At 68.1% G+C, this 25,509-nt stretch carries 30 protein-coding genes; 20 read left to right on the forward strand and 10 right to left on the reverse strand.

Features of this window, described 5'->3' with window-relative positions:
* Position 1: 1 nt before the first annotated feature.
* On the reverse strand, positions 2 to 1,312 hold the full coding sequence (locus tag J7495_RS00090) for an amidohydrolase (protein ID WP_294054023.1): 1,311 nt from the start codon (positions 1,310 to 1,312) through the stop codon (positions 2 to 4).
* A gap of 332 nt (positions 1,313 to 1,644) precedes the next feature.
* Here J7495_RS00090 and rpsM point away from each other — a divergent pair, with 332 nt between their 5' ends.
* The 13 genes from rpsM (at position 1,645) to J7495_RS00155 (ending at position 11,956) form a co-directional block, all read left to right on the forward strand.
* Complete coding sequence (gene rpsM / locus J7495_RS00095; RefSeq protein WP_294054024.1) at positions 1,645 to 2,013, forward strand: 30S ribosomal protein S13; 369 nt, start codon at positions 1,645 to 1,647, stop codon at positions 2,011 to 2,013.
* Between the two features lie 13 nt (positions 2,014 to 2,026).
* A complete protein-coding gene (gene rpsK, locus J7495_RS00100; RefSeq protein WP_187729371.1) occupies positions 2,027 to 2,416 on the forward strand; it encodes a 30S ribosomal protein S11 in 390 nt (129 codons plus the stop codon).
* Positions 2,417 to 2,515: 99 nt separating this feature from the next.
* Positions 2,516 to 3,583, forward strand: a complete 1,068-nt coding sequence (locus tag J7495_RS00105; RefSeq protein ID WP_294054025.1) for a DNA-directed RNA polymerase subunit alpha — start codon at positions 2,516 to 2,518, stop codon at positions 3,581 to 3,583.
* A gap of 147 nt (positions 3,584 to 3,730) precedes the next feature.
* Positions 3,731 to 4,549, forward strand: coding sequence for a phosphatase PAP2 family protein (locus J7495_RS00110; protein WP_294054026.1), 819 nt, complete (start codon positions 3,731 to 3,733; stop codon positions 4,547 to 4,549).
* A gap of 128 nt (positions 4,550 to 4,677) precedes the next feature.
* Complete coding sequence (rplQ, locus tag J7495_RS00115) at positions 4,678 to 5,100, forward strand: 50S ribosomal protein L17 (protein ID WP_294054027.1); 423 nt, start codon at positions 4,678 to 4,680, stop codon at positions 5,098 to 5,100.
* Positions 5,101 to 5,369: 269 nt separating this feature from the next.
* Positions 5,370 to 5,525, forward strand: a complete 156-nt coding sequence (locus J7495_RS00120; protein WP_294054028.1) for a hypothetical protein — start codon at positions 5,370 to 5,372, stop codon at positions 5,523 to 5,525.
* A gap of 407 nt (positions 5,526 to 5,932) precedes the next feature.
* Positions 5,933 to 7,999: a prolyl oligopeptidase family serine peptidase gene (locus tag J7495_RS00125; RefSeq protein ID WP_294054029.1), complete on the forward strand. Its 2,067-nt coding sequence runs from the start codon at positions 5,933 to 5,935 to the stop codon at positions 7,997 to 7,999.
* A gap of 61 nt (positions 8,000 to 8,060) precedes the next feature.
* Positions 8,061 to 9,629 carry a glutamine-hydrolyzing GMP synthase gene (gene guaA, locus J7495_RS00130; protein ID WP_294054030.1) on the forward strand — a complete coding sequence of 523 codons (1,569 nt, stop codon included), beginning with the start codon at positions 8,061 to 8,063 and terminating at the stop codon, positions 9,627 to 9,629.
* 32 nt (positions 9,630 to 9,661) lie between these two features.
* A complete protein-coding gene (locus J7495_RS00135; RefSeq protein ID WP_294054031.1) occupies positions 9,662 to 10,024 on the forward strand; it encodes a GFA family protein in 363 nt (120 codons plus the stop codon).
* A 70-nt stretch (positions 10,025 to 10,094) separates the two neighbouring features.
* Positions 10,095 to 10,700: a hypothetical protein gene (locus J7495_RS00140; RefSeq protein ID WP_294054032.1), complete on the forward strand. Its 606-nt coding sequence runs from the start codon at positions 10,095 to 10,097 to the stop codon at positions 10,698 to 10,700.
* Complete coding sequence (locus J7495_RS00145; protein ID WP_294054033.1) at positions 10,697 to 11,119, forward strand: GNAT family acetyltransferase; 423 nt, start codon at positions 10,697 to 10,699, stop codon at positions 11,117 to 11,119. Before J7495_RS00140 ends, J7495_RS00145 begins: the two co-directional genes overlap by 4 nt.
* A complete protein-coding gene (locus tag J7495_RS00150) occupies positions 11,116 to 11,466 on the forward strand; it encodes an ArsC family reductase (protein ID WP_294054034.1) in 351 nt (116 codons plus the stop codon). Before J7495_RS00145 ends, J7495_RS00150 begins: the two co-directional genes overlap by 4 nt.
* Before the next feature lie 64 nt (positions 11,467 to 11,530).
* Entirely contained in the window at positions 11,531 to 11,956 is a 426-nt protein-coding gene (locus tag J7495_RS00155) for a hypothetical protein (RefSeq protein WP_294054035.1), read from the forward strand.
* Positions 11,957 to 12,136: 180 nt separating this feature from the next.
* Here J7495_RS00155 and J7495_RS00160 read toward each other — a convergent pair whose 3' ends face one another.
* Both J7495_RS00160 and J7495_RS00165 read right to left on the reverse strand, forming a co-directional pair.
* Positions 12,137 to 12,355: a helix-turn-helix transcriptional regulator gene (locus J7495_RS00160; RefSeq protein ID WP_294054036.1), complete on the reverse strand. Its 219-nt coding sequence runs from the start codon at positions 12,353 to 12,355 to the stop codon at positions 12,137 to 12,139.
* Complete coding sequence (locus J7495_RS00165) at positions 12,348 to 12,770, reverse strand: hypothetical protein (RefSeq protein ID WP_294054037.1); 423 nt, start codon at positions 12,768 to 12,770, stop codon at positions 12,348 to 12,350. The genes J7495_RS00160 and J7495_RS00165 overlap by 8 nt, the downstream gene beginning before the upstream one ends.
* A gap of 200 nt (positions 12,771 to 12,970) precedes the next feature.
* On the opposite strand from J7495_RS00165, the gene panB reads away from it, so the two are divergent.
* From panB to J7495_RS00195, 6 genes are all read left to right on the forward strand, one after another.
* Positions 12,971 to 13,843 (forward strand): 3-methyl-2-oxobutanoate hydroxymethyltransferase, encoded by an 873-nt coding sequence (gene panB / locus J7495_RS00170; RefSeq protein ID WP_294054038.1) that lies wholly within the window; start codon positions 12,971 to 12,973, stop codon positions 13,841 to 13,843.
* Positions 13,844 to 13,921: 78 nt separating this feature from the next.
* The gene (locus J7495_RS00175; RefSeq protein ID WP_294054039.1) at positions 13,922 to 14,620 is read left to right on the forward strand and encodes a tetratricopeptide repeat protein; all 699 of its coding nucleotides are present in this window, start codon (positions 13,922 to 13,924) and stop codon (positions 14,618 to 14,620) included.
* Positions 14,617 to 15,954: a PQQ-binding-like beta-propeller repeat protein gene (locus J7495_RS00180; protein WP_294054040.1), complete on the forward strand. Its 1,338-nt coding sequence runs from the start codon at positions 14,617 to 14,619 to the stop codon at positions 15,952 to 15,954. The genes J7495_RS00175 and J7495_RS00180 overlap by 4 nt, the downstream gene beginning before the upstream one ends.
* 187 nt (positions 15,955 to 16,141) lie before the next feature.
* The gene (gene der / locus J7495_RS00185; protein WP_294054041.1) at positions 16,142 to 17,509 is read left to right on the forward strand and encodes a ribosome biogenesis GTPase Der; all 1,368 of its coding nucleotides are present in this window, start codon (positions 16,142 to 16,144) and stop codon (positions 17,507 to 17,509) included.
* Between the two features lie 9 nt (positions 17,510 to 17,518).
* The gene (locus J7495_RS00190; protein WP_366810575.1) at positions 17,519 to 17,716 is read left to right on the forward strand and encodes a sulfurtransferase TusA family protein; all 198 of its coding nucleotides are present in this window, start codon (positions 17,519 to 17,521) and stop codon (positions 17,714 to 17,716) included.
* Between the two features lie 73 nt (positions 17,717 to 17,789).
* Positions 17,790 to 18,206, forward strand: coding sequence for an Hpt domain-containing protein (locus J7495_RS00195; protein WP_294054042.1), 417 nt, complete (start codon positions 17,790 to 17,792; stop codon positions 18,204 to 18,206).
* 146 nt (positions 18,207 to 18,352) lie between these two features.
* Here J7495_RS00195 and bfr read toward each other — a convergent pair whose 3' ends face one another.
* Entirely contained in the window at positions 18,353 to 18,835 is a 483-nt protein-coding gene (gene bfr, locus J7495_RS00200) for a bacterioferritin (RefSeq protein ID WP_294054043.1), read from the reverse strand.
* Between the two features lie 105 nt (positions 18,836 to 18,940).
* Positions 18,941 to 19,111: a (2Fe-2S)-binding protein gene (locus J7495_RS00205; protein ID WP_294054044.1), complete on the reverse strand. Its 171-nt coding sequence runs from the start codon at positions 19,109 to 19,111 to the stop codon at positions 18,941 to 18,943.
* A 145-nt stretch (positions 19,112 to 19,256) separates the two neighbouring features.
* Between J7495_RS00205 and J7495_RS00210 the strand changes: the two genes are divergently transcribed.
* A complete protein-coding gene (locus J7495_RS00210; protein ID WP_294054045.1) occupies positions 19,257 to 19,889 on the forward strand; it encodes a hypothetical protein in 633 nt (210 codons plus the stop codon).
* 7 nt (positions 19,890 to 19,896) lie between these two features.
* Here J7495_RS00210 and J7495_RS00215 read toward each other — a convergent pair whose 3' ends face one another.
* From J7495_RS00215 to purL, 5 genes are all read right to left on the reverse strand, one after another.
* Entirely contained in the window at positions 19,897 to 21,111 is a 1,215-nt protein-coding gene (locus J7495_RS00215) for a DUF418 domain-containing protein (RefSeq protein WP_294054046.1), read from the reverse strand.
* A gap of 297 nt (positions 21,112 to 21,408) precedes the next feature.
* Entirely contained in the window at positions 21,409 to 21,855 is a 447-nt protein-coding gene (locus tag J7495_RS00220; protein ID WP_294054047.1) for a hypothetical protein, read from the reverse strand.
* Between the two features lie 30 nt (positions 21,856 to 21,885).
* Positions 21,886 to 22,566 carry a nitroreductase family protein gene (locus J7495_RS00225; protein WP_294054048.1) on the reverse strand — a complete coding sequence of 227 codons (681 nt, stop codon included), beginning with the start codon at positions 22,564 to 22,566 and terminating at the stop codon, positions 21,886 to 21,888.
* A complete protein-coding gene (locus tag J7495_RS00230) occupies positions 22,563 to 22,970 on the reverse strand; it encodes a hypothetical protein (RefSeq protein WP_294054049.1) in 408 nt (135 codons plus the stop codon). The genes J7495_RS00225 and J7495_RS00230 overlap by 4 nt, the downstream gene beginning before the upstream one ends.
* Positions 22,971 to 23,286: 316 nt before the next feature.
* Positions 23,287 to 25,500, reverse strand: a complete 2,214-nt coding sequence (gene purL, locus J7495_RS00235) for a phosphoribosylformylglycinamidine synthase subunit PurL (RefSeq protein WP_294054050.1) — start codon at positions 25,498 to 25,500, stop codon at positions 23,287 to 23,289.
* Positions 25,501 to 25,509 lie beyond the last annotated feature (9 nt).

Below are 25,509 nucleotides of genomic sequence, written 5' to 3' on the forward strand. Positions count from 1 at the left end.
GCTATTTCCTCAGCACGTCGAGCGCCGCCGCGGTCATCGCTTCGGTGGCGGTGCCGATCACGGCGTCGGCCTGGGGCGCCCAGAACGGGCTGTGGAGCGAAGGAAGCGCGCGCTTGCCGGCGACCGACTCGTTCCACTGATCCCTGGGCACGCCGCCGACCCAGAAGATGCTGCTCTGGATCGACTTGTCGGCCAGCCAGTAGCGGCCGAAATCCTCGCCCGCCATCGAGGCGGCGACCGTCGTCACCCGGTCCTTGCCGAAGCGCTTCTCGAACAGGCCGGTGAGACGGCCGGTGAAGGGCTCGGTGTTGAAGGTCGAGGGCGTGCTGCCGCCGCGCACGGTGACCACGGGCATGAGGTCGTCGGGCATCCCCGCGGCGACCGCCTCGCCCTTCGCGATCCGCGCGATGCCGTCGAGCAGGTGCTGGCGGACCTCGGGGCTGTAGCTGCGCACCGTGATCAGCATCGTCACTTCGTTCGAGATGATGTTGTGCTTCGAGCCGCCGTGGATCGCGCCGACGGTGACCACCGCGGCATCCTGCGGGTCGGTCTCGCGGCTCACCAGCGTCTGCAGCGTGGTGACGATGCGCGCGGCGAGCACGATCGGGTCCTTGGTGGTGTGCGGATAGGCGCCGTGGCCGCCGACCCCCTTCACCACGAGATCGACCGAATCGACGTTGGCGAGGACGAAGCCCGGCTTCATCCCGATCGTGCCCGCGGGCAGGCTCGCGCTGTCGTGGAACGCCATGGCGTAGTCGGGCTTGGGGAAGCGCGTGAACAGCCCGTCCTGGAGCATCGCCAGCGCACCCTTGCTGATCTCCTCGGCGGGCTGGGCGATCATCACCAGCGTGCCGTGCCACTGCGACTTCATCGCCGCGAGGTTGCGCACCGTGCCGATCCAGCTCGCCATGTGGGTGTCGTGGCCGCAGGCGTGCATCACGCCCGAGTCGATCCCCTCGTCGGTGGTGACTCGCACCTTGGAAGCGAAGGGCAGGCCCGTCTCCTCGGTGACCGGCAGGCCGTCCATGTCGGCGCGGATCAGCAGCGTCGGGCCCGCGCCATTGCGCAGCACCGCGACCACGCCGGTGCCGCCGACGCCTTCGGTCACTTCGAAGCCCGCCTTGCGCGCCTCGTCGGCGAGGATCTTCGCGCTGCGCGTCTCGTGGAGGCCGAGTTCGGGGTTGGCGTGGAAGTCGCGGTAGAACTCCAGCAACGCCGGCAGCTCGCGCTGGGTGGCGTCGTGGACCGAGTCGGCGGAAGCAGGCGAAGCGGTCATGGCGATCACCGTGGCGAGCAAAAGGGTGCGGAGCATCGGGCGTCCCTGTGGTGGGAACGCCAGCTTGGCGGGGGCGGCGGCGAAGCGCAAGGGAGGTAGCCCGAGAGGGAACTCCATCGCCCCTGTCCCGTTTCCGATACCGCCTCCCGCTTGGCACGGGCCCCGACTCGGGGTATAACGCAGCCGTTATCGACGAACGCGCCGCGCACCGCTTGACACTGGTGCGGCGGCTGCATATGTCGCGCTTCTTCCGAACCCCCGCCATCGGCAGCGCTTCCAGGCGCATGCCGCTTTCGTGCGTTCGGATCAACGCTGAGAGATGGAGCGGGCTGCCATGCGGCGCTCCGTGGAGCTGGGAGACTAAGTACATGGCACGTATTGCGGGTGTTAATATCCCGACCAACAAGCGCGTTCTGATCGCGCTCCAATATATCCACGGCATTGGCCCGGCCAAGGCCAAGGAACTCACCGAGAAGCTGGGCATCGCGCCCGAGCGCCGCGTGCAGGACCTGTCCGACCAGGAAGTGCTGCAGATCCGCGAAGCGATCGACGCTTCATACACCGTCGAGGGCGACCTTCGCCGCCAGACGGCGATGAACATCAAGCGCCTGATGGATCTCGCCTGCTACCGTGGTCTTCGCCACCGCAAGGGCCTGCCCGTCCGCGGTCAGCGCACGCATACCAATGCGCGCACTCGCAAGGGCAAGGCGAAGCCGATCGCCGGCAAGAAGAAGTAAGGGGCGCTGAGACATGGCACGTGAACCGCAGCGCATCAAACGGCGCGAACGCAAGAACATCACCGCAGGCGTCGCGCATGTGAACGCCAGCTTCAACAACACGATGATCACCATCACCGATGCGCAGGGCAATGCGATCAGCTGGTCTTCGGCCGGCATGATGGGCTTCAAGGGGAGCCGCAAGTCGACGCCCTATGCCGCGCAGGTCGCCGCCGAGGATGCGGGCCGCAAGGCCGCCGAGCACGGCGTGCGCACCCTCGAGGTGGAAGTGAAGGGTCCGGGTTCGGGCCGCGAGTCGGCGCTGCGCGCGCTGCAGGCGGTTGGGTTCCAGATCACGTCGATCCGTGACGTGACGCCGATCCCGCACAACGGCGTGCGCCCCTCGAAGCGCCGCCGCGTCTGATCATCGCATCCGTTCCGGCTGGGGCGCCTTGGGGGGCGTCCCGGTGCCGGAACCATTATCCGGCGGGCTCCCCCGGCCTGCCCAACATGAGGAAAGCCCGTGTCGGTCAACGCTAAGAACTGGCAGGAACTCAAGAAGCCGAACGGCCTCGAAAAGAAGCCCGGTGGCGATCCCAAGCGCAAGTCCAGCTTCGTCGCCGAGCCGCTCGAGCGCGGCTTCGGCCTGACGCTCGGCAACGCGCTGCGCCGCGTGCTGCTCTCGTCGCTCCAGGGCGCCGCAGTCACCTCGATCAAGATCGAGAACGTCCTTCACGAATTCTCCTCGCTCGCGGGCGTGCGCGAAGACGTGACGGACATGGTGCTCAACGTGAAGCAGATCGCGCTCAAGATGCAGGGCGAGGGGCCGAAGCGCCTCCAGCTCAGCGCGACGGGCCCGGCCGAAGTCAAGGCCGGCGACATCGCGGTCTCGGGCGACATCGAAGTGATGAACCCCGACCTGGTGATCTGCCACCTGGACGATGGCGCGACGCTCAACATGGAGCTCACCGCCGACACCGGCAAGGGCTATGTCCCCGCCGCGTCGAACCGTCCGGCCGACGCGCCGATCGGGCTGATCCCGGTCGACGCGCTCTACTCGCCGGTGCGCCAGGTGAGCTACAAGGTCGAGAACACCCGCGTCGGCCAGGAGCTCGATTACGACAAGCTCACGCTGACGATCGAGACCGACGGCACCGTCACCCCGGAGGACGCGCTCGCCTATGCCGCGCGCATCCTGCAGGACCAGCTGGCGCTGTTCGTGCACTTCGACGATTCGGCGGTCACCCGCGCGGCGCCGATCGGCATGGCGGCGGCTGCTCCGGCGGCTGAGGGCGCTTCGGGCGATGCCGCGCAGATCAATCGTTACCTGCTCAAGAAGGTCGACGAGCTCGAGCTGTCGGTGCGTTCGGCGAACTGCCTGAAGAACGACAACATCATCTACATCGGCGACCTCGTCCAGAAGACCGAGGCCGAGATGCTCCGCACCCCGAACTTCGGCCGCAAGTCCTTGAACGAGATCAAGGAAGTGCTGTCGTCGATGGGGCTGCGCCTCGGGATGGAGATCCCGGGCTGGCCGCCGGAGAACATCGAAGAGATGGCGAAGAAGCTCGAGCAGGAGATCATGGGCTAAGCCCGGATTTCAAGCGAAGGAACAAGGAAGGGCCGTCCCGCTTGGGGTGGCCCTTTTTTTGGTTTCCCCGCGCCGGAATGGCGGCGATTGGGCTTTACCGCCGGCGGACGCAGGCGCAGGCTGGGCCGTCCAAAGGGGAGACGGGCGATGACCGTGGCATGGCGTTGGGCGAAGCTGGTGGTTGCGGTGGGCATAGCGACGCTGGGCGCCGGCGCGGCGATGGCGTCCGATCCGGGCTATCTGCCCGACAAGTCGATCGAGGCCGACCTCGGCTATTCGGTGCCGCCGCCGCCCGACAACAAGTCGGAGATGGGGCGGCTCGATCTCGCGATGGTCGAGATGGCGCAGACACGCGATCCCGCCGCCTATGACGAGGCCTATCGCGACGCCGGCGCCTACAGCTTCGACCGGCTGATCGGGCGGTTCAGTCCTGCCGCCGGGACCGAGCTTTCGGTCGAGACCAGCCCGATCCTCGCGCACATTCTGAAGCTCGTGCTCAACGACACCGGGGCCTATGCCTCGCTTGCCAAGAACGCGGGGCCGCGTGCGCGTCCCTATGTCGAGAACCCTGACATCGTGCCCTGCGCCACCGATTACCTGCGCGCAAGCGACGGCCGCTCCTATCCCTCCGGTCACTCGACCAACGGCTATGCGGCAGCGCTGGTGCTCGCCGAGGTTATGCCCGCCCGCGCCTCGAAGCTGCTGGCGCGTGGCATCCGCTATGGCGACAATCGCGTGGTGTGTGGCGTGCATCATCCGATCGACGTCCAGCAGGGCAGGCTGCTGGCGATCGCGATCTTCGCCAAGCTGAAGCTGGACCCGGCGTTCCGCGAGGATGTGGCATGCGCGCGCCAGGCCTATGACCGGTCGCTGGCGGGGACCGAGGCGCGCAAGCCGCTCGATCCCAGCTGCGCCGCGCTCGACGCCAAATATCGCGCCGAGCTCAAGCTGCCCACGAAGCCTTGACTTTCGCCGTCGAATCCGCTTGAGGCCCACGCTTCACGCAAACGTGACACGGCTTTGGGCGGTGGCCCCAATTCACCGCCTGGCTGGGCTTACCTGATACGGAGCCCCGACGAACGAAGGAAGATGACATGCGTCACAAGTACGGCGGCCGCAAGCTGCAGCGGACCTCGGCCCACCGTCTCGCGATGTTCCGCAACATGGCGGCCGCACTGATCAAGCACGAGCAGATCACCACCACCGTCGCCAAGGCGAAGGAGCTTCGCCCGTACGTCGAGAAGCTGGTGACTCTCGCCAAGAAGGGCGGCCTCTCGAACCGCCGGCTCGCGCACGCCCGCCTGCTCGACGACGCTCAGCTGGTGAAGCTGTTCGACGTGCTCGCGTCGCGCTACGCCGACCGCAACGGCGGCTACACCCGCATCATCAAGACCGGCCCGCGCGCTTCGGACGCGTCGCCGATGGCGATCATCGAGTTCGTCGACCGCGACGTCGACGCGAAGGGCCAGGATTCGGGTCCGGTGATGACCGACGAGGATTTCGAAGCCGCCGCCTGATCGGCAGCATCGATCCCAGGATAGCGGAGGGCCGGGGCGCAAGCTCCGGCCCTTTTGCTTTGGGACAAATGCTCGTTTCGGGGCCGAAAGAAATCCTAAGCTTTGGCGGGACGCGCCAACCCCCATCTACAGCTCATCGCGTTAAACTGCCGGAAATCGCGGCTTTCGGGCATCTGGCACAAGCTGTGCAGTGCAACTCGTGCTGCAATTCATGCAGTTGCGATAGTGTAACGAGTCCGCCAAGCGGCGCGCTCGCAGGGAGACAGACAATGAAGAGGCGTGCGTCCGCGCTGTATCGACGGACCGAAACTTACCACCGCGGCCGCAACGGCTGGCTCGCCGCCGCCGTGGCGCTGATCTTCGCCTCGGCGCCGCTCGCCGTGTTGCTGTGGGTGATCCCGCAGACCGGGCTGGGCATCGCCTGAGGGCAACGCGCGTCGGTCTGCGGCGCGTTGCGGCGAGCGAGGCGCCGCCGCTTGCAATGTAGGATTTCGCCTGCTTGGCTGACGCGGCTGGGACAATCCGGCCGCTCTTTGAACCAGGTAGCGATCAGGCACTGGAATCCCGGTGACGGGTTGTGACTCTTGTGACTTTTCGATCGTCGATCCTGCTGCGACTCGGCTCCCCGGGGGGCGGTGCCCACCGGGCGCCGCCTCCCGGCCGCTACCACCATGGAGCAGTGGGGCGTGGCTTGACTTGAACGGCGGCGATCGCGCCCTACGATGCCCCACCCCACCGGAGGCCCTGGATGCTCGCACGATCCGCGTTGATTTTGTCTTTGCTCGTCGCCACGTCGCCGATCCACGCCCAATCCGCTCCAGCGAGTGCCACGATGCCCCAGATCGCCTATCCCCGGACGCGCCGGGTCGACCAGGTCGACGAGATCTTCGGAGAGAAGGTCGCCGATCCCTATCGCTGGCTCGAGAATGACGTGCGGAACGACACCGAGGTGCGCGGCTGGGTGGATGCCGAGAACCAGGTCACCGAGGCCTATCTCGCGACGCTGCCCGGGCGCGACTGGTTCCGCGGCCGCATCAAGGCGCTGTTCGATTACGAGCGCTTCGGGCTGCCGGTGCGCAAGGGCGGGCATTATTTCTACGCCCATAACAGCGGGCTGCAGAACCAGGCGGTGCTGTTCGTGCGGGACAGTCTCGACGGGCCGGGGCGTGTGCTGATCGATCCCAACGGCTGGTCGGCCGACGGCGCCACCGCGCTCGCCGAATGGCTGCCGAGCGAGGACGGCAAGTATCTCGCCTATTCGATCCAGGACGGCGGCACCGACTGGCGCACCGTCCGCGTGCTCGAGGTCGCGACCGGCAAGCTGCTCGAAGACAAGGTCGAATGGGCCAAGTACACGATGGGCGTGGCCTGGGCGAAGGATGGATCGGGCTTCTTCTACTCGCGCTATCCCGAGCCGCCGGCGGACGCCAAGTTCCAGGCGCTGGCCGAGAACCACAGGGTCTATTTCCACAAGCTCGGCACCGCCCAGGCCGTCGACCGGCTGGTCTATGCGACGCCCGACTCGCCCAGGCTCAGCCATTATGCCGGCATCACCGACGACGGCCGCTACTTGGTGATCAGCACCACCGAAGGCACCGACAACAAGAACATGGTGCACGTCATCGACCTGGCCGATCCGTCGTGGACCGCGAAGACCGTGATCGGCGGCCTCGAGAACGACTGGAGCGCGGTCGGCAACCAGGGCTCGACGCTCTATTTCTCGACCAATGCGGGCGCGCCGCGCAACCGCATCGTCGCGATCGACCTGAACTCCAAGGACCTCGCGCCGCGCGAGATCGTGCCCGAGAGTCCGGGCACGCTGACCGCGAGCTCGATCGTCGGCGGGCGGCTGGTGCTCGAATATCTGGTCGACGCCAAGAGCGAGGTCCGCCGCTACCGGCTGGACGGCAGCGCCGACGGCGTGGTGGCGCTGCCGGGGATCGGCTCGGTCTCGGGCTTCGGCGGCGACGAGGACGACCCCGAGACCTTCTTCGCCTTCACCAGCTTCAACACGCCGACCGCGATCTACCGCTACGACGTGGCGAGCGGCGCGGCGACGCCCTGGGCCGTCTCCAAGGTGGCGTTCAACCCCGACGACTATGCGGTCGAGCAGCGCTTCTTCGCGTCGAAGGACGGGACCAGGGTGCCGATGTTCGTGGTGCGCAAGAAGACCACGACCGGCCCGGCGCCGACGCTGATGTGGGGCTATGGCGGGTTCAACATCAGCTACACGCCGAGCTTCTCGGCCTCGCGGCCCGCCTGGCTCGAGCAGGGCGGGGTGTTCGTGCTGGTCAACCTGCGCGGCGGCGGCGAATATGGCAAGGCGTGGCACGACGCCGGTCGGCTGTCGCGCAAGCAGAACGTGTTCGACGACTTCATCGCGGCGGGCGAGTATCTCATCGCGCAGGGGATCACCGGCAAGGACCAGCTCGCGATCCAGGGCGGCTCGAACGGCGGGCTGCTGGTCGGCGCAGTGGTCAACCAGCGTCCCGACCTGTTCGCCGCGGCGATGCCCGCGGTTGGGGTGATGGACATGGTCCGCTTCGATCGCTGGACCGCGGGACGCTATTGGGTGGACGATTATGGCTACCCCTCGAAGGAAGCCGATTTCCGCACGCTCTACGCCTATTCGCCGTATCACAATGTGAAGGGCGGCCGCGACTATCCGGCGATCCTCGCGACCACCGCCGACACCGACGACCGCGTGGTGCCGGGCCACACGTTCAAATACGCCGCGGCGCTCCAGGCGGCGGCGATCGGGCCCAAGCCGCACCTCGTCCGCATCGAGACGCGCGCGGGCCACGGCTCGGGTAAGCCGACCGACAAGATCATCGAGGAAGCCGCCGACCTCTGGGCCTTCGCGGCCAAGTGGACGGGGCTGGAGGTGAGGCCGCGCTGAGGCGGGCGCTGCTGGCGTCCAGTGCCTTTACACCGCCGGGCACCCTCTCTATCCGCCGCCCATGACGCACCACGCCGACTCCATCCTCATCGTCGATTTCGGAAGCCAAGTGACTCAGCTGATCGCGCGGCGCGTGCGCGAGGCGGGTGTCTATTGCGAGATCGCGCCCTTCACCACCGCCGCCGAAGCCTTCGAGCGCATGGCGCCCAAGGGCGTCATCCTCTCGGGCTCGCCCGCCTCGGTGCTCGACGAGGGCAGCCCGCGGGTGCCGCAGGAAATCTTCGACAGCGGCTTGCCCGTGCTCGGCATCTGCTACGGCCAGCAGGTGATGATGCACCAGCTGGGCGGCACGGTGCGGCTTGGCGATTCGGGCGAGTTCGGTCTCGCCTATATCGAGATCGAGGACCGCTGCGTGCTGTTCGACGGCCTGTGGAACGAAGGCGAGCACCACCAGGTGTGGATGAGCCACGGCGACAAGGTGACCGAGCTCGCGCCCGGCTTCCGTTCGGTCGCGGTAAGCCCGGGCTCGCCCTATGCGGTCGTCGCCGACGACAAGCGGCGCTACTACGCCACCCAGTTCCATCCCGAAGTCGTCCACACTCCCGACGGCGCGCGCTTCCTCGCGAACTTCGTCCGCCACGTCTGCGGGCTCACCGGCGAGTGGACGATGGCCGAGTTCCGCCAGGCCAAGATCGCCGAGATCCGCGAGCAGGTGGGCGTCGGTCCGAATGGGGGCCGCGTGATATGCGGGCTTTCGGGCGGCGTCGACAGCGCGGTCGCCGCGGTGCTGATCCACGAGGCGATCGGCGAGCAGCTCACTTGCGTGTTCGTCGACCATGGCCTGATGCGCAGCGGCGAAGCCGAGCAGGTCGTCTCGCTGTTCCGCGGGCACTACAACATCCCGCTCGTCCATGTGAACGCCGAGACGCTGTTCCTGAGCGGGCTCGAAGGCGTCACCGATCCCGAAGCCAAGCGCAAGTTCATCGGCAAGACCTTCATCGACGTGTTCGAGGACGAGGCGAGGAAGATCGGCGGCGCCGAGTTCCTCGCGCAGGGCACGCTCTACCCCGACGTGATCGAGAGCGTGAGCTTCACCGGCGGCCCCTCGGTGACGATCAAGAGCCACCACAATGTCGGCGGCCTGCCCGAGCGGATGAACATGAAGCTCGTCGAGCCGCTGCGCGAGCTGTTCAAGGACGAGGTCCGCGCGCTGGGTCGCGAGCTGGGGCTGCCCGCGGCGTTCGTCGGGCGGCATCCCTTCCCGGGGCCGGGGCTTGCGATCCGCATCCCGGGCGAAGTCACCAAGGAACGCTGCGACATCCTGCGCAAGGCCGATGCGATCTACCTCGAGGAGATCCGCAACGCCGGGCTCTACGATGCGATCTGGCAGGCCTTCGCGGTGCTGCTGCCGGTGCGCACCGTCGGCGTGATGGGCGACGGGCGGACCTATGATTCGGTGCTGGCGCTGCGTGCGGTCACCTCGACCGACGGGATGACCGCGGTGGCCTATCACTTCCCCGGCGAGTTCCTCGCACGCTGCGCGACGCGGATCGTCAACGAAGTCCGCGGGGTGAACCGCGTGGTGTACGACTATACCTCGAAGCCGCCGGGCACGATCGAATGGGAGTGACCAGCCGGACGGCGTCGTGCAGCTGCAGGCAGTTGCGCGCGACGTGTGAGGGCGATCCCGTCCGCGTCTCGATCTGCCACTGCCTCGAATGCCAGAAGCGCACCGGCAGCGTGTTCGCGATGCAGGCCCGCTACCCGCGCGACGCCGTGACGGTCGAGGGCGGGTCGGGCATGTGGCAGCGCACCGGTGAGAGCGGCAGCACCGCGACCTTCCACTTCTGCCCGACCTGCAGCGCGATCGTCTATTGGGACATGGACGCGCTGCCCGACTTCGTCGCGGTGCCGGTAGGCGCCTTCGCCGACCCGAGCTTCCCGCCGCCGATGGTCTCGGTCTACGAGAACCGCAGCCACGCGTGGGTATTCGCCGCCGGCGAACTGCCGATGGAGCATGACTAGCCCGCCCATTGCCACGTCCGCGCAAACTGTGACAGGGGTAGCCGGATCGGCAACGGCAGGGAGAGCGCGCATGATCAGGGGCTTGGCGGCAACCACGGCGCTCGCGCTGCTCGCCGGCTGCAATGTCGAGACAAGCTCGAGCGGCAGCGGCATGACCAACGTCACCACCGTCGTCGACACCGACAATGGCTCGGCGCCCGCCACCGGTGCGCCCGCGCAGGGCAAGCCGCAATTCCTGCTTGCCGAGGACGGCATCTGGGTGACGCTGCCCGACAAGCGTAACCAGCGCGCGAGCTTCGGCGCGGCGCGCGACATCGCGGTGCAGATCGTCGGGGGCGCGCTGGGAGCCCCGACGGCGCAGGGCACCAACTCCGAATGCGGCGCCGGGCCGCTCGACAATGTCGATTTCGCAGGCGGGCTGACGCTGTTCTTCCAGGACGGCAAGTTCGTCGGCTGGAATGTCGACGGACGTGACGGCAGCCCGCACAGGCTGCCCAACGGCACCGGCATCGGCGCGACGCTCGCCCAGCTGCGCGACAAGGGCGACGTCGCGGTGCAGGACACCTCGCTCGGCACCGAGATCACGATGGGCGAAGTCGGCGGGCTGGTGACCGGCAACACGCCCGAGGGCAAGCTCACCGACTTCTGGGCCGGCACCACCTGCGCCTTCCGGTGATCGAGGCGGCGACTGCGGATGACTGCGAGGCCGTGGTGGCGCTGTGGGAGGCCTGCGGGCTCACCCGCCCGTGGAACGATCCGCGTGCCGACTTCGCGCTGGCGCTGGGCGGCCCGGCCTCGGCGGTGCTCGTCGCGCGCGGCGAGGGCGGGGCGCTCGCGGGCAGCGTGATGACCGGGTTCGACGGACACCGCGGCTGGGTCTATTATCTCGCGGTGGCGGATGCGGCGCGCCGACGGGGGTTGGGCCGCGCACTGATGGCGGCCGCCGAGGCCTGGCTCCGCGAGCGCGGCGCGCCCAAGCTCCAGCTGATGGTGCGCGAGGACAATGAAGCGGCGCTGGGCTTCTACGAGGCGCTGGGGCTCGAGCGGCAGAAGGTGGTGACGCTGGGGCGGTTTCTTGCCAAGGACGCGCCATGACGACGATCACTCTCCACGGCATCAAGAACTGCGACACGGTGAAGAAGGCGCGCGCCTGGCTGGACGGGCAGGGCATCGCCTACGCCTTCCACGACTACAAGACCCAGGGCGCGGACGCGGCGCGGATCGAGCGCTGGATCGCGCTCAAGGGCTGGGAGCCGCTGCTCAACCGCGCCGGCACGACCTTCCGCGCGCTGCCCGACGCCGACAAGCAGGCCATCGACCAGGCCAAGGCGGTGCGGCTGATGCTTGCCCAGCCCTCGATGATCAAGCGGCCGGTTGTGGAATTCCCTGGCGGCGTGCTCGTCGGGTTCAAGCCCGAGGAATGGGCGCGGGCGCTGCTCTGACGCGTCAGTGGAGCCGCGCGGCGATCCGCGCTATCCTCCCCGCCTCAACAGGGGAGGAAAGGCCATGGGGAAGCCGCCCGTCTGGTACTGGATCGTCGCCGCGCTGCTGCTCCTCTGGGGGCTCGCCGGCTGCCTCGCGGTCTATGCGCACATCGCCTATGGGCCCGCGATGGACCCGAAGGCGACCGACTGGGACCGCGCCTATTACGCCGCGCTGCCGGGCTGGTTCGTCTGGGACTTCGTGCTCGCCGTCGGCGGCGGGCTGCTCGGTGCGGTCGCGCTGCTGCTGCGCTCGCGCTGGGCGACCCTGCTCGCGCTGCTCTCGGTGGCCGGGGTGGTGATCCAGTTCGGCTATGTCTTCGGCATGACCGGCCTGCTCGCCCACAAGGGCGCGGCGGCGACGGTACCGTTCCCGGCCTTCATCCTCGCCGTCGCGCTGTTCGAATGGTGGTTCGCGAGGCTCGCGTCCCGCCGCGGCTGGGCACGCTGAAGTCGACTCGAAGAGTCACAAGAGTCACGACCCGTCGCCGCCATTCGGGGCGCGATCGTGACGAACATGGCCCACCGGGCCGCATGTGCCATCCCTTGCTGGAACGATTTCAAAGAGCGGCCGAGGAGGCCCCGGCGCGCCCAGCGAAGCAGTCGAAATCCTACATTGCAAGGCGCGAAGTCATTCCTCGACCCATTGGAAGACCTCCTCCAGCGGCTTGCCGAACACCTTGGCGATGCGGAACGCGGCCTCGAGCGTGGGGGAATATTTGCCCTGCTCGATCGCGGCGATCGTCTGGCGGGTGACGCCGATCCGTTCGCCGAGTTCGGCCTGGGTCATTTCCCCGGCGAGGAAGCGCAGCGTGCGGATCTGGTTGGCGAGGTGCGCGCGCTCAGCCATGCCAGCCTCTCCGATAGCTCAGCAGCACGACCGCGAGCTGGACGCCCTGCGCGATCACCAGCGCGAGCAGCGCGGTCTGGATGATCTTCCACGCCGGCTCGGTGAAGGGCATCACCACGCCGACGAGGATCATCTCCACCATCAGCACATAATAGGCGATGCTCGCGCCGCGCCGCGCGATCGCCTTGTCGCGCTCGTCGGCCGGCTGGTTGGCTTCGCGGGTCGCGGTGACGGCGATGACGATCATGCCGACGATCACCGCGACTGCCTGCGCGACGGTGACCGCGCCGAAGGTGACGATGATCTCCATGTTCGTCGGCGGCGCGGGGCGCAGGCCCATCAGCGTGAAATAGGTTGTGTAGGCGATGACCATGCAGACCAGGGTCAGCCAGGCCGTCTTCTCGCGGAATGCCATCGAAACTTGTCCTCGTGGTTGGTTTACGCGACTCAATGTAAAAGATATAGAACATTGAGTCAAGAATAATGGTCATTATGTGCGTGACAAAGCACATGAGAGAGACAGCGCCTGCAACCGCCCCACCCGGCGTTGCACTGGCGCGCATGGGACCGCGGGGCTAGGAAGCGCGGCTCCAGGGAGAGGAAGCGGGAAGCGCCATGTCCACCTATACGATCGATACCGCCACCAGCCGCGCCAACCCCACGCCGGCGCCGATGAAGCGGCTCACCGTGCCCGCGATCCGCAAGCGCAAGGCCGCGATCCGCGACGGGGCCGAGCCGATCGTGATGCTCACCGCCTATACCGTGCGGATGGCGCAGCTGCTCGACCCGCATTGCGACATCCTGCTCGTCGGCGACAGCCTGGGCCAGGTGATCTACGGCCTGCCCTCCACCGTGCCCGTCACGCTCGAGATGATGGCGGCGCATGGCGCGGCGGTGGTGCGCGGCAGCTATCACGCGCTGGTCGCGATCGACATGCCGTTCGGCAGCTATGAGGCGTCGCCCGAACAGGCCTTCGCCAGCGCCGCACGGCTGATGAAGGAGACCGGCGCCGCCGCGGTGAAGCTCGAGGGCGGCGCGGCGATGGCGCCGACGGTCAGGTTCCTCTCCGAGCGGGGCATTCCGGTGATCGGCCATGTCGGGCTCACCCCCCAGGCGATCAACAACCTCGGCGGCTATGGCGCGCGCGGGCGCAGCGACGCCGAGGCGCACAAGATCATGACCGACGCCCAGGCGATCGACGAGGCGGGGGCGTTCGCGATCGTGGTCGAGGGCGTGGTCGAATCGCTCGGGGTCGAGATCACCGGCGCGGTGACTTGTCCCACGATCGGAATCGGCGCCTCGGCGCAATGCGACGGGCAGGTGCTGGTGGCGGAGGACATGCTCGGGCTGTTCGAGCGCACGCCGCGCTTCGTGAAGCGGTTCGACGATCTCGCTGGCCGCATTTCCGCCGCGGTTGCGACCTATGCCGCCGACGTCCGGTCGCGGTCCTTCCCGGGGCCCGAGCAGGTCTATCCGGCACGCGACTGACGGGCCCAAACGCCGCTTTCCCTCGCGCGGGACCGCGGCTAAGGTCCGCGCCCGCACTGCCACCCTATGGAGCTTGTCTTGGCGCGTCCCCCTGCATCCACTCCCGACGAGGCCTTTCTTCGCGAAGTCGACGAACGGCTGAGGGAGGACCAGCTTCTCACCTTCGCGCGCAAATGGGGCAAGTGGATCGCCGCGGCGATCGTCGTCGGCATCCTCGCGTTCGCCGCCTATCTGCTGGTCCAGTCGAACACCAAGGGCACTGCGGATACGCAGGGCGAGCAGTTCGACGAAGCGCTGCGCGCCTATGGCACCGCCGACGCCGCCAAGTCCGACGCGATCCTGGGCAAGCTCGCGGCCAATTCGAACCCGGGCTATCGCACCGCGGCGCGCTTCGGCCAGGCCAATGCGCTGGTCGACAAGAAGGATCTGAAGGGCGCCGCGGCCAAGTTCGCCGAGATCGCCAAGGATCCGAACGTCGCCAAGCCGATGCGCGACCTGGCGCTGATCCGCCAGACCGTGGCGGAATTCGATACGCTCAAGCCCGAGGCGGTGGTCGACCGGCTCAAGGAACTGGCGGTGCCCGAATCGCCATGGTTCGGCACGGCAGGCGAACTGACCGCCGAGGCCTATCTCCGGATGGGCAAGCGCGACCTGGCGGGGCGGCTGTTCGCCAAGATCGCGAAGAGCGAGACCGCCCCCGACTCAATGAAGGCGCGCACGGCGCAGATGGCGTCGCTGCTCGGCGTCGAAGTCACTCAGGAAAAGAAGACGCAATGAACATCAGGGTGAGGATGGTTGCCGCCGTCGCGGTGCTCGCGATTTCCGGTACGATGCTGGGCGGGTGCAGCGTGCTGAAGGGCAGCGGCGCGCGAAAGACGCCGGTGCTCGGCCAGCGCGTGCCGATCCTGGCGTCCGAGAACGACATCGTGCCGGACAAGGTGCTGGCCGGCAACGACGTGCTGGTGCCCGCGGCCGAAGCGAATGCCGATTGGGGCCAGCCGGGCGGCAACGCCGCCAAGTCGATGGGCCATGTCGCGCTCGGGGAGTCGCTGAGCCGCGCCTGGACCGTGAACATCCCGGGCAGCAACAAGCGCGAGCGGCTGGCGTCGGCGCCGGTGGTCTCGGGCAACAAGCTGTTCGCGATGGACGTCGACGGCAGCGTCCACGCCTTCGCGGCCGACAGCGGCGCGCGGCTGTGGGAAGTGTCGACCGTCAAGGACAAGGAGAACCGGACCGCGCGCTTCGGCGGCGGCGTGAGCGCCGAGGAAGGCCGCGTCTATGCGACCAACGGCCTGGGCGACGTGGTGGCGCTCGACGCCGCCAACGGCTCCGAGCTGTGGCGCGCGCGGCCCGGCGGCCCGCTGCGCGGCGCGCCGACGGTGGCCAACGGCAGCGTCTATGCCGTCTCGCAGGACAACCAGCTCTTCGCGCTCGACGCTTCCAACGGCACCGTCCAGTGGACCGGCTCGGGCAGCCTCGAATCGCAGGGCGTGTTCGGCGCCGCCGCGCCGGCCGCGGCGCAGGGCACGATCGTCGCGGGCTTCTCCTCGGGCGAGCTCAACGCCTATCGCTACGAGAACGGCCGTGGCCTCTGGTCCGACGTGCTGTCGCGTTCGAGCATCTCGACCTCGGTGTCGTCGCTGTCGGACATCGACGCCGAGCCGGTGATCGAGCAGGGTCGCGTCTATGCCGTCGGCCAGGGCGGCCGCATGGTGGCGATGGACATCCTCAGCGGCAACCGCATGTGGGAGCAGAACATCGCCGGCATCTCCACCCCCTGGGTGGCGGGCGAGTGGATCTTCGTGGTGACCGACGACGCGCGGCTGATCTGCCTCGCGCGCGGCAGCGGCAAGGTGCGCTGGATCGCGCAGCTCAAGCATTACAAGAACACCAAGAAATCCAAGGGCCTGATCGAATGGTTCGGCCCGGTGCTTGCCGGCGGGCGGCTGGTGCTGGTCAATTCGGAAGGGCAGATCGTCTCGGCCTCGGTCGCCGACGGCAGCCTGACCGGCGCGATCGAAGCCAAGGGCGATTTCATGCTGGCGCCGATCGTGGCGAACAACACGCTCTATCTGCTCGACGAAAAGGGGCAGATCTCGGCCTGGCGCTGAGAAGCGACCGGTTCGCGCCTAAAGTCGTCATCCCGGCGAAAGCCGGGACCCAGGGCCGCGGGCGACGTCCTGCTTGGCCCTGGGTCCCGGCTTTCGCCGGGATGACGCTTGTTTTGGAGCGTTACCGCGCTAGAAGCCCGCTCCCTTTCTTTGCCTGCCTTCCCAAACCTCTCTAAGAAGCCTGTCCATGCCCCTGCCCGTTGTCGCCATCATCGGACGCCCGAACGTGGGCAAGTCGACGCTGTTCAACCGGCTGGTCGGCAAGAGGCTGGCGCTCGTCGACGACACGCCGGGCGTCACCCGCGACCGGCGCGAAGGCGATGCGACGCTGATCGGGCTCGACTTCCGCGTGATCGACACCGCCGGCTTCGAGGACGAGGATGCGGCGACGCTCCCCGGGCGGATGCGCCAGCAGACCGAGAGCGCTGTTCGCGCCGCCGACGTCGCGCTGTTCCTGGTCGACGCGCGTGCCGGCGTGACGCCGCTCGACGAGGAAGTCGCGCGCTGGCTGCGCGCCGCCGACACGCCGGTGGTGCTCGCCGCCAACAAGGCCGAGGGCCGCGCGGGCGAGGCGGGGGTGATCGAAGCGTCGGCGCTGGGCTTCGGCGATCCGGTGCAGCTTTCCGCCGAGCATGGCGAGGGCATGGGCGACCTGTTCGAGGCGCTGCTCCCCTATATCGACCGGCCCGAGGACGAGGCCGGCGAGGAGGAGGAAGAGGCCGAGGGCCCGCTCAAGCTCGCGATCGTCGGGCGGCCCAATGCAGGCAAGTCGACGCTGATCAACAAGCTGCTGCGCGAGGACCGGCTGATCACCGGCCCCGAGGCAGGGATCACGCGCGATTCGATCGCAGTCGACTGGGAGTGGCTCGACGCGAGCGGCGAGCCGCATGCCGTCCGGCTGATCGACACCGCGGGGATGCGCAAGAAGGCCAAGGTGACCGACAAGCTCGAGAAGCTCTCGGTCGCCGATGCGCTGCGCGCGGTGGACTTCGCCGAAGTGGTGGTGCTGCTGCTCGACGCGACCAAGGGGCTCGAGGTGCAGGACCTCAAGATCGCCGACCGCGTGCTCCAGGAAGGCCGCGCGCTGGTGATCGCGCTCAACAAATGGGACGTCGCCGAGAATGCGTCGTCGCTGTTCAACGGGGTCAAGGCGGCGCTGGAGGAAGGGCTGTCGCAGGCCAAGGGCGTGCCGCTGCTGACCGTGTCCGCCTCGACGGGCAAGGGGCTCGACGTGCTGATGAAGGTCGCGTTCGAGACGCGCGAGGCCTGGTCGCGGCGCATCACCACGGGGCAGCTCAACCGCTGGTTCGAGCGCGCGCTCGAGGCGAACCCGCCGCCCGCGCCCGGCGGCAAGCGAATCAAGCCGCGCTACGTCACCCAGAACAAGAGCCGGCCGCCGAGCTTCATCCTGTTCGGCACGCGCGTCGACCTGCTGCCGATGAGCTACCAGCGCTATCTGATCAACGGGTTGCGCAAGGAATTCGGCTTCGGCGCGGTGCCGGTGCGGCTGACGATGCGGCCGTCGCGCAATCCGTTCGATCGCGACAAGGGCTGAGCGCTGCGCGTGGCGCGGATCGACGCCCGCGGGATGCGCTGCCCCTGGCCGGCGATCCGCGCCGCCAAGGCGCTGCGCGAGCATCCCGGCGAGCCGGTCGAAGTGCTCGCCGACGACCCCGCCGCGGCGCGCGAGCTGGGGCTGCTCGCCGAGCGCATGGGTCGGCGGATCGAGGCGGATGATTTCCGCTTTCGCTTGCTTCCCTAGGGCGCCCGTCAACTGAGCGTTTACTTTCCGGGATTAGGTTTTTGCCCATACCTCCAGGAGGTTGGAGCAGGCTATGCAGTTGGGACAGGAGAGCGGGCCGCTGATCAATTGGCGTGCCTTCTCACAAGCCCGGACCGAACTCGGCGCCAATTTCGCGCGCATCCTCAGCTATTTCCGCGAGGATGGCGTGAAGTCGGTCGAGCAGATCGAAGCGGCGATGCGCGCGCATAATTCGGCGGCGCTGGTCCTCCCCGCGCATACGCTGAAGGGCGAATCGCGCCAGTTCGGCGCGGACCCGCTCGCCGACCTCGCCGAGCAGATCGAAGTGACTGCGCGCACCTGCGTCGAGCGCCAGGACACGCCCGAGAGCGCGCTGGCCTATGTCGCGCAGCTGCGCCCGCTGTTCGAGGAAACGCTCCGCCTGATCGACCGCGAGACCAACCCGCTGGTCGAGCGCCGTCCCCAGTTCGGCCGGCGCCCGGCGGCCTGAGGGGCCGGGGGCCTGCTTATCACACAGTCATCCCGGCGAAAGCCGGGACACAGGGCATCACGCAACGTCGCTCGTGACCCTGGATCACGGCTTTCGCCGGGATGACCGTTGTGAATGGCTGAGACGCGGTCGGCGGATCGAGCGCCTCAATCCTCTTCCTGCGCCTTGGAGTTCAGCTGGATGTAGTTCTGCACGCCCATGCGAGCGATCATCTCGAACTGCTTCTCGAGCGTGTCGACATGCTCCTCCTCGCTCTCGAGGATGTCGCTGAACAAGTCGCGCGAGCCATAGTCGCGGACCTTCTCGCAATATTCGATCGCGTCGCGCAGCACGACGATCGCTTCCATCTCGAGCTCCAGATCGGCGCGGAGCACTTCCTCGACCGTTTCGCCCACACGAAGGCGCCCGAGCAGCTGGAAATTGGGCAGCCCTTCGAGGAACAGGATGCGGTCGGCCAGGCGGTCCGCGTGCTTCATCTCGTCGATCGATTCGTGGCGCTCGAACTCGGCGAGCTTCTTGAGGCCCCAATTGTCGAGCATGCGGTAGTGCAACCAATATTGGTTGATCGCGGTCAGCTCGTTCTTGAGCACCTCGTTGAGATAGTCGAGAACGCGGACATCGCCCTTCATGATCGCTGGCCCCTCATCGCTTGAAGGGGCGGAGTCTAGGCGCGAACGGACGGTAGGAACAGCCTGAAAATGGCTGATTTCTGCGGTTTTCAGCTGTTGCGAATGCTAGGCAGCAGCGCGTTCCTGGGCGATGATCTCGCGCGCGAACGGCACGCACTGGCCGCACTTCGCACGCCGCCCGAGCGCTGAATAGGCCTGGCAGGCGCTCTCGGCACCGTCACGTGCCGCCTGCCGGACCTCGCTCTCCCGAATTGCATTGCAAACGCAAACGACCATGGATTCCTCGCTCTATGCAAGCCCTAATGGCGCTATTGAGAGTGATTCGCAAGGGATATTGAGAGGCACTCGCAATCCCGCCTCGTCCCCGCGAGGGACGGTTCACCTCTCGACAGGATCATCGCGCGCAGCCTAGCCTCGCGCGATGATCCTGCCGATGCTCCTGCTGGCGCTTGCCGCGGACTGCCCTGCCGAAGACCCGACCGGAGCGATCCCCGGCGATGCCGAGAATTATCCGGTCACCGAGCCGGTCGAACCCGGCTGGTGCCGGGAGGGGATCGATCTTTACGCGGCAACCGGCCCGCGATCGACGCCGCTGGCCAAGCTCGAGGTGGTCAACGAGGGCGGCGAGCGCGCCTCCAACTGGTACCAGCCCGAGCCGTGGCAGGCGCCCGCCGGCTGGGTGCCGCTTGCGACGCGCGAAGCGCGCGCGCCCGACAATGGCGCCTTCCACGACATCCTCATCCAATATCATCAAGGTTGGGTGGAAGTGACGCCCAACCCGGCATGGCGTGTCGGCAACGCCGTCTGCTCGACCGAGACGGGCCCCACCTATGCCTATCGCACCGATCCCGCTGCCGAGCTGGAAGCGGTACGGCGCGAGGCGGCCGTCCGGCTTGGCGATCCGCCGACGGCCGATCCCGCGACGCCTTGCGTCACGGTGATCCGCGACGGCGAAGGCGGCTATCGGCTGCGCTTCCACGATTCGCAGGGCCGAAGCGCGGAGGACGTCGACGATTTCTACGAGGGCGCGGAGGTGCGCATCGTCCCGCGATAGGCCCGGCTCAGGCGGCGCCGCGGATCGGCTGGAGCCGGGCGCGGGCGAGGCTGCGCCAGAGCCATTCGAGCGGGCCGTAGCGGAAGCGCGCGAGCCAGGGCTTGGACCAGAGCAGGATCGCCGTCCAGACGAGCGGCACGACCAGGTAGAGCTGGGCACGGCTCAGATGGCCGAACCAGCCGAGGCCATAGCCGTAGAAGAGCGTCGTGCAGATCACGCTGGTCGCGAGATAGTTGGTGAAGGCCATCCGCCCCGCCGCGGCGAGGCGCAGCGTGAGCGCGCCGCCGGGCCGCGCGAGCAGCAGGATCAGGCAGGCCCAGCCGAAGATCATCAGCGGCCGCACCAGCGCCTCGAGCAGCAGCACGACGATCGCGACCGGGAGCAGCGCGAATTGCGCGGCGATCAGCCAGGCGGCCATCGCGGCGGTGAGCGGCAGGCCGATGCCGAAGCCGAGCTTGAGCCCCCGGCGATAGGCGCCGCGCACCCACTCGCCGCTCGCAAAGCCGCTGCGCAGCGCCGCCATGCCGAAGCACATGTAGGCCAGCGTCTCGGCGCCGGCGTTGGCGAGGAGGCGGATCGGGATGTCCCAGTCGGTCAGGCGGTCGGCGAGGATCGCTGGATAGGTGCCGCGGTACAGCGCGAGCTCCTGCGCGATCGCGGCGGGGGTGGGCGTGCCGAGGTAGCGGTTCCATTCGGCGAGCGCGGGCGCGGCCCGGGGTCCGGGGTCGGCGAGCGCCTCCGCGATGCCATAGGGCGTCGCGGCGGCGGCGAAGGCCGAGACGAGCACCAGCGCGATGCCGAGCGCGAGCAGCCGCTCGGGTTCCATCCGGCGGCATGCCCAAGCGATCATGCCGACGAGCGCGTAGAGCGCGAGGATGTCGCCGCGCCAGATGAGGAGCAGGTGGAGGTAGCCGAAGGCGAGCAGCCAGAGCATTCGCGCGAAATGGGTGCGTGCGGCGCTGCGCCCCTCGGCCTCGGCGCGCTCGATGACGAGCAGCATCGACGCGCCGAACAGGCAGGAGAAGAGCCCGCGCATCTTGCCGTCGAAGAGCAGGAAGTTGACCAGCCACACCGCGAGGTCGGCGCCGTGCCAGCCGCCATAGGCGCGCGGGTTGGTATAGGCCGCCTGGGGCATGGCGAAGTCGACGATGTTGAGGAGCAGGATGCCGAGCACCGCCACGCCGCGGACGATGTCGAGCGTGGGGATACGGGCGGCGGACATTGGCGCTGGTCTAGGGGAGAATGGAGGCATTGCTCAACTCGTCATCCGGCGAGGGCCGGGGCCCAGGGCATCCTCATCGACTGTTCCTCGTCGTGCTGAACGTGTTTCAGTATCCAATCCACCTCTTGGCGGCATCGCTGGTGGAGCGTTGGACCCGGAAGCAAGGGCGTGTCATCAATCGCCGAACGGGTTTCGGCATTCCTGCACCGTCGTCCCGGCGAAAGCCGGGACCCAGGGTTACGGAGGGCATCGCTCGCGGCCCTGGGTCCCGGCTTCCGCCGGGATGACGGCTCCGGACTACCGCTTCGAGACCCAGCCGATCGTCAGGCCGACCAGCACGACATGCGCGAAGAGCTGGAGGAGGATCTCGACCGGATTGGGGCTGGGGAAGGGCGCGCCGAAGCGCAGCGGCAGGACGAGGCCATACATCACCAGCCACAGGATCACGCCGTAGATCGCGCCGCCGACCAGGCTGTGCGCCCGGAGCCAGCTGCTGCGCTCGCGGACGAACATGAACACTGCCGCCATCACGCCCATGATCGCGAAATGGACGACGAGGCCGACCACCGAACCGAGGTCGCCCCATTTGCTCGCGCCCGGAAAAGGCCCGCTGGCGACGCTGCGCAGCATCTCGGCGACCGCGCGGCCCTTGGCGTTCGCGGTGATCGCCGCCATGCCGATATCGAGCAGCCCCGCCGCCGCCGTGGCGTAGGAAATCCGCTTGCCGATGCTCCAGTTGTTCATCGTCTCGCTCCCCAACCTTCGGCGGCCAGCTTAGAGCCAGCTGAGGATCTGCTCCAGCGGCTTCTTGCGCATCGCATGTTCGGGGATGACCGCCTCGGGTGCGGCATGGCCGGCGATCACGAGCATCACCGGGCGCTCGTCGTCGGGGCGGCGGCAGAGGCGGTTGAGGAACTTCATCGGGTTGGGCGTATGGGTGAGCGTCGCGACGCCCGCCTCATGGAGCGCGGCGAGCAGCAGCCCGCAGGCGATGCACACACTCTCGAGGACGTAATAATTCTGCGCCGCCGCGGCCGGATCGAGCCCGCCGCGGCGCTGCGCGAAGGCGGCGATCACCCAGGGCGCGTCCTCGAGATAGGGCTTGTCGGGGCCCGTCCCGAGCGGCGCGAGCGCGCGCAGCCATTCCTCGCCGGCGCGGCCGCCGTAGAAGCGGCGCTCCTCCTCCTCGGCGGCGACGCGCAACGCGGCCTTGGCCTCGGGGGTGGAGAGCACCGCGAAATGCCAGGGCTGGTGGTTGGCGCCACTCGGCGCGCTGCCCGCGGCGCGGATCGCCGCCTCGATCACGCCCTGCGGCACCGGATCGGACAGGAAAGCGCGGCAGCTGCGCCGCATCGCCATCCGCGTCGCAAAGGCCTGGGCGCGGACGATGCGCTCCTCGTCGGCCAGCGGCGGATAGGGCTGCCAGGGAAGCGCAGGCGCTTCGGGATCGCTCACCGAAGCTCCTTGCGGATCACCAGCTTGAGACCGGACCAGATGTCGTCGACCGCGCAGACCTTGACGTCGACGAGCCCCGTCGGGAGCGCGACTTCGCGGATCACGTCCTCGGTGATGTCGGTTTCGACCCTGGACGCCTTCTTGGGCCAGGAGACCCAGATGAAGCCGTTGGGTGCGATCAGCCGGTGCAGCGCCTGGACCTCGCGCTCGAGGTCGGCGCGCGCAGTGACGAAGATGTGCGCGGCCTGGAGCCCGTCCGACGCGCTCGCCTGCTCGTCGACGTTGAGCCCGACGGGATCGATCTCGGCGTGGACGCTCTCGGGCATGTGGTGGAACCAGACGCGCATGCCGCGCTCGAAGCCGAGCTTCGCGGCGAGGGGAGTTCCCGAATAGCCTGCAGTCATGCCGTCCCTCCGAGCAGCAGTTTAGCGGCGCGCACGCCTGCCTTCCAGCAAGTACAAGTCCGTAGCTACGTTGATTTGGATCAGGCGGACGCCATCAAACCCAGACCGCCAGCCTGACGTTGAGCCTGTTATCATTTGCGAGACAGGATTTCCTCCTCCAAGCGTCATCCCGGCGAAAGCCGGGACCCAGGGCCGCGAGCGACGTCCTCTGTAACCCTGGGTCCCGGCTTTCGCCGGGATGACGGCTGAAGGGGAGGCGTTCTCCAACGGATGACAGGCCCTTGTTCCAGGGGTCATGCCGTACGTTGGAAGCGGTTCAGGCCACTTCGCCCCTCATCAGCGCGGGGAAAAAGCCTTCGTGCGCGGCGCGGAGCTCGTCGAGGCCGACGCAGCAATCCTTGTCCTCCAGCTCGAAGATCAGCCGGTCCTTGATCGTGCGGCCGATCGGATCGGCGACGAGGCCGGCGCGATCGGCGGCGACGAGGAAGTCGGCGAGGCAATTGTCGCAGACGGTGACGACGTAGAGTCCCTGGTCCTCGCCGAAGAAGCTGCCCGCGACGCCGAAGGGCTGCGGCTGGTCGACGATCGCGCCGATGCCCGAGGCGAGCGCCATCTCGGCGATCGCGACCGCGAGCCCGCCGTCCGAGACGTCGTGGCACGCGGTGATCGCGCCACCGGCGATCGCCTGGCGGACGAAGGCGCCGGCGCGGCGCTCGGCCATCAGGTCGACCGGCGGCGGCGGGCCTTCCTCGCGGCCGTGGAGCTCGCGCAGCCACAGCGACTGGCCGAGGTGGCCCGAGCGCTCGCCGAGCGCGACGATGATGTCGCCGGTGCCCTTGAAGGCGATGGTGCAGCTCTTGGTCCAGTCCTTGAGCAGGCCGATCGCGCCGATCGCGGGGGTGGGCAGGATCGCCGAGCCGCCGCCGGTGGCCTTGGACTCGTTGTAGAGGCTGACGTTGCCCGAGACGATCGGGAAGTCGAGCGCGCGGCAGGCCTCGCTCATCCCTTCGAGGCAGCCGACGATCTGGCCCATGATCTCGGGGCGCTGCGGGTTGGCGAAGTTGAGGCAGTTGGTGACCGCGAGCGGCTGCGCGCCGACCGCGGAAAGGTTGCGCCAGGCTTCGGCGATGGCCTGCTTGCCACCCTCGACCGGGTCGGCGAAGCAATAGCGCGGGGTGCAGTCGGTGGTGATCGCGAGGCCCTTGTCGGTGCCGTGGACGCGGACCACCGCGGCGTCGCCGCCCGGGCGCTGGACGGTGTCGGCGCCGACCATGTGGTCGTACTGCTCCCAGATCCAGCGGCGGCTGGCGAGGTCGGGGGTGGCCATCAGCTTGAGCAGGTCGGCGGCGGGATCGTCGGACTCGGGGACGTCGGCCAGCTCGGCGGGCGGCGGCGTGGGGACGTGCGGGCGGTCGTAGAGCGGCGCTTCGTCGGCGAGGGGGGCGAGCGGGATGTCGGCGACGGTGTCGCCCTTCCACTTGAGCACCATCCGGCCGGTGTCTGTCACATGGCCGATGACGGCGAAGTCGAGCTCCCATTTGCGGAAGATCGCCTCCGCGAACGCCTCGCGGCCGGGCTTGAGCACCATGAGCATGCGCTCCTGGCTCTCCGAGAGCATCATCTCATAGGGCGTCATGCCCGTCTCGCGCTGGGGGACGTCGTCCATGACGAGTTCGATACCGACGCCGCCCTTCGACGCCATCTCGACCGAGGAACTGGTGAGCCCCGCCGCGCCCATGTCCTGGATCGCGACGATCGCGTCCGATGACATCAGCTCGAGGCAGGCCTCGATCAGCAGCTTCTCGGTGAAGGGATCGCCGACCTGGACGGTGGGGCGCTTCTCCTCGCTGTCCTCGCCGAAATCGGCGCTCGCCATGGTGGCGCCGTGGATGCCATCGCGGCCGGTCTTCGAGCCGACGTAGACGATCGGGTTGCCGACCCCGCTCGCGGCCGAATAGAAGATCTTGTCGGTGTCGGCGATGCCGACAGTCATCGCGTTGACGAGGATGTTGCCGTCATAGGCCTTGTGGAAGTTCACTTCGCCGCCGACCGTGGGGACGCCGACGCAGTTGCCGTAGCCGCCGATGCCGTGGACGACGCCCGCGATCAGGTGGCGCATCTTGGGATGGTCGGGCCGGCCGAAGCGCAGCGCGTTCATGTTGGCGATCGGGCGCGCGCCCATGGTGAAGACGTCGCGCAGGATGCCGCCCACACCCGTCGCCGCGCCCTGGTAGGGCTCGATGTACGAGGGGTGGTTGTGGCTCTCCATCTTGAAGATCGCCGCCTGGCCGTCGCCGATGTCGACCACGCCGGCATTCTCGCCGGGGCCGCAGATCACCTGGGGGCCGGTGGTGGGGAGCTTCTTCAGGTGGATGCGCGAGCTCTTGTAGCTGCAATGCTCGGACCACATCACCGAGAAGATGCCGAGCTCGACGAGGTTGGGCTCGCGACCCATGGCGTGAAGCACGCGCTCATATTCCTCGGGGGAGAGGCCGTGCTCGGCGACGGTTTCGGGGGTGATCGCAGTCATGGCCCGTGC

The organism is Sphingomonas sp., from assembly GCF_017745215.1.
In the GTDB taxonomy this organism is placed as follows: domain Bacteria; phylum Pseudomonadota; class Alphaproteobacteria; order Sphingomonadales; family Sphingomonadaceae; genus Sphingomonas.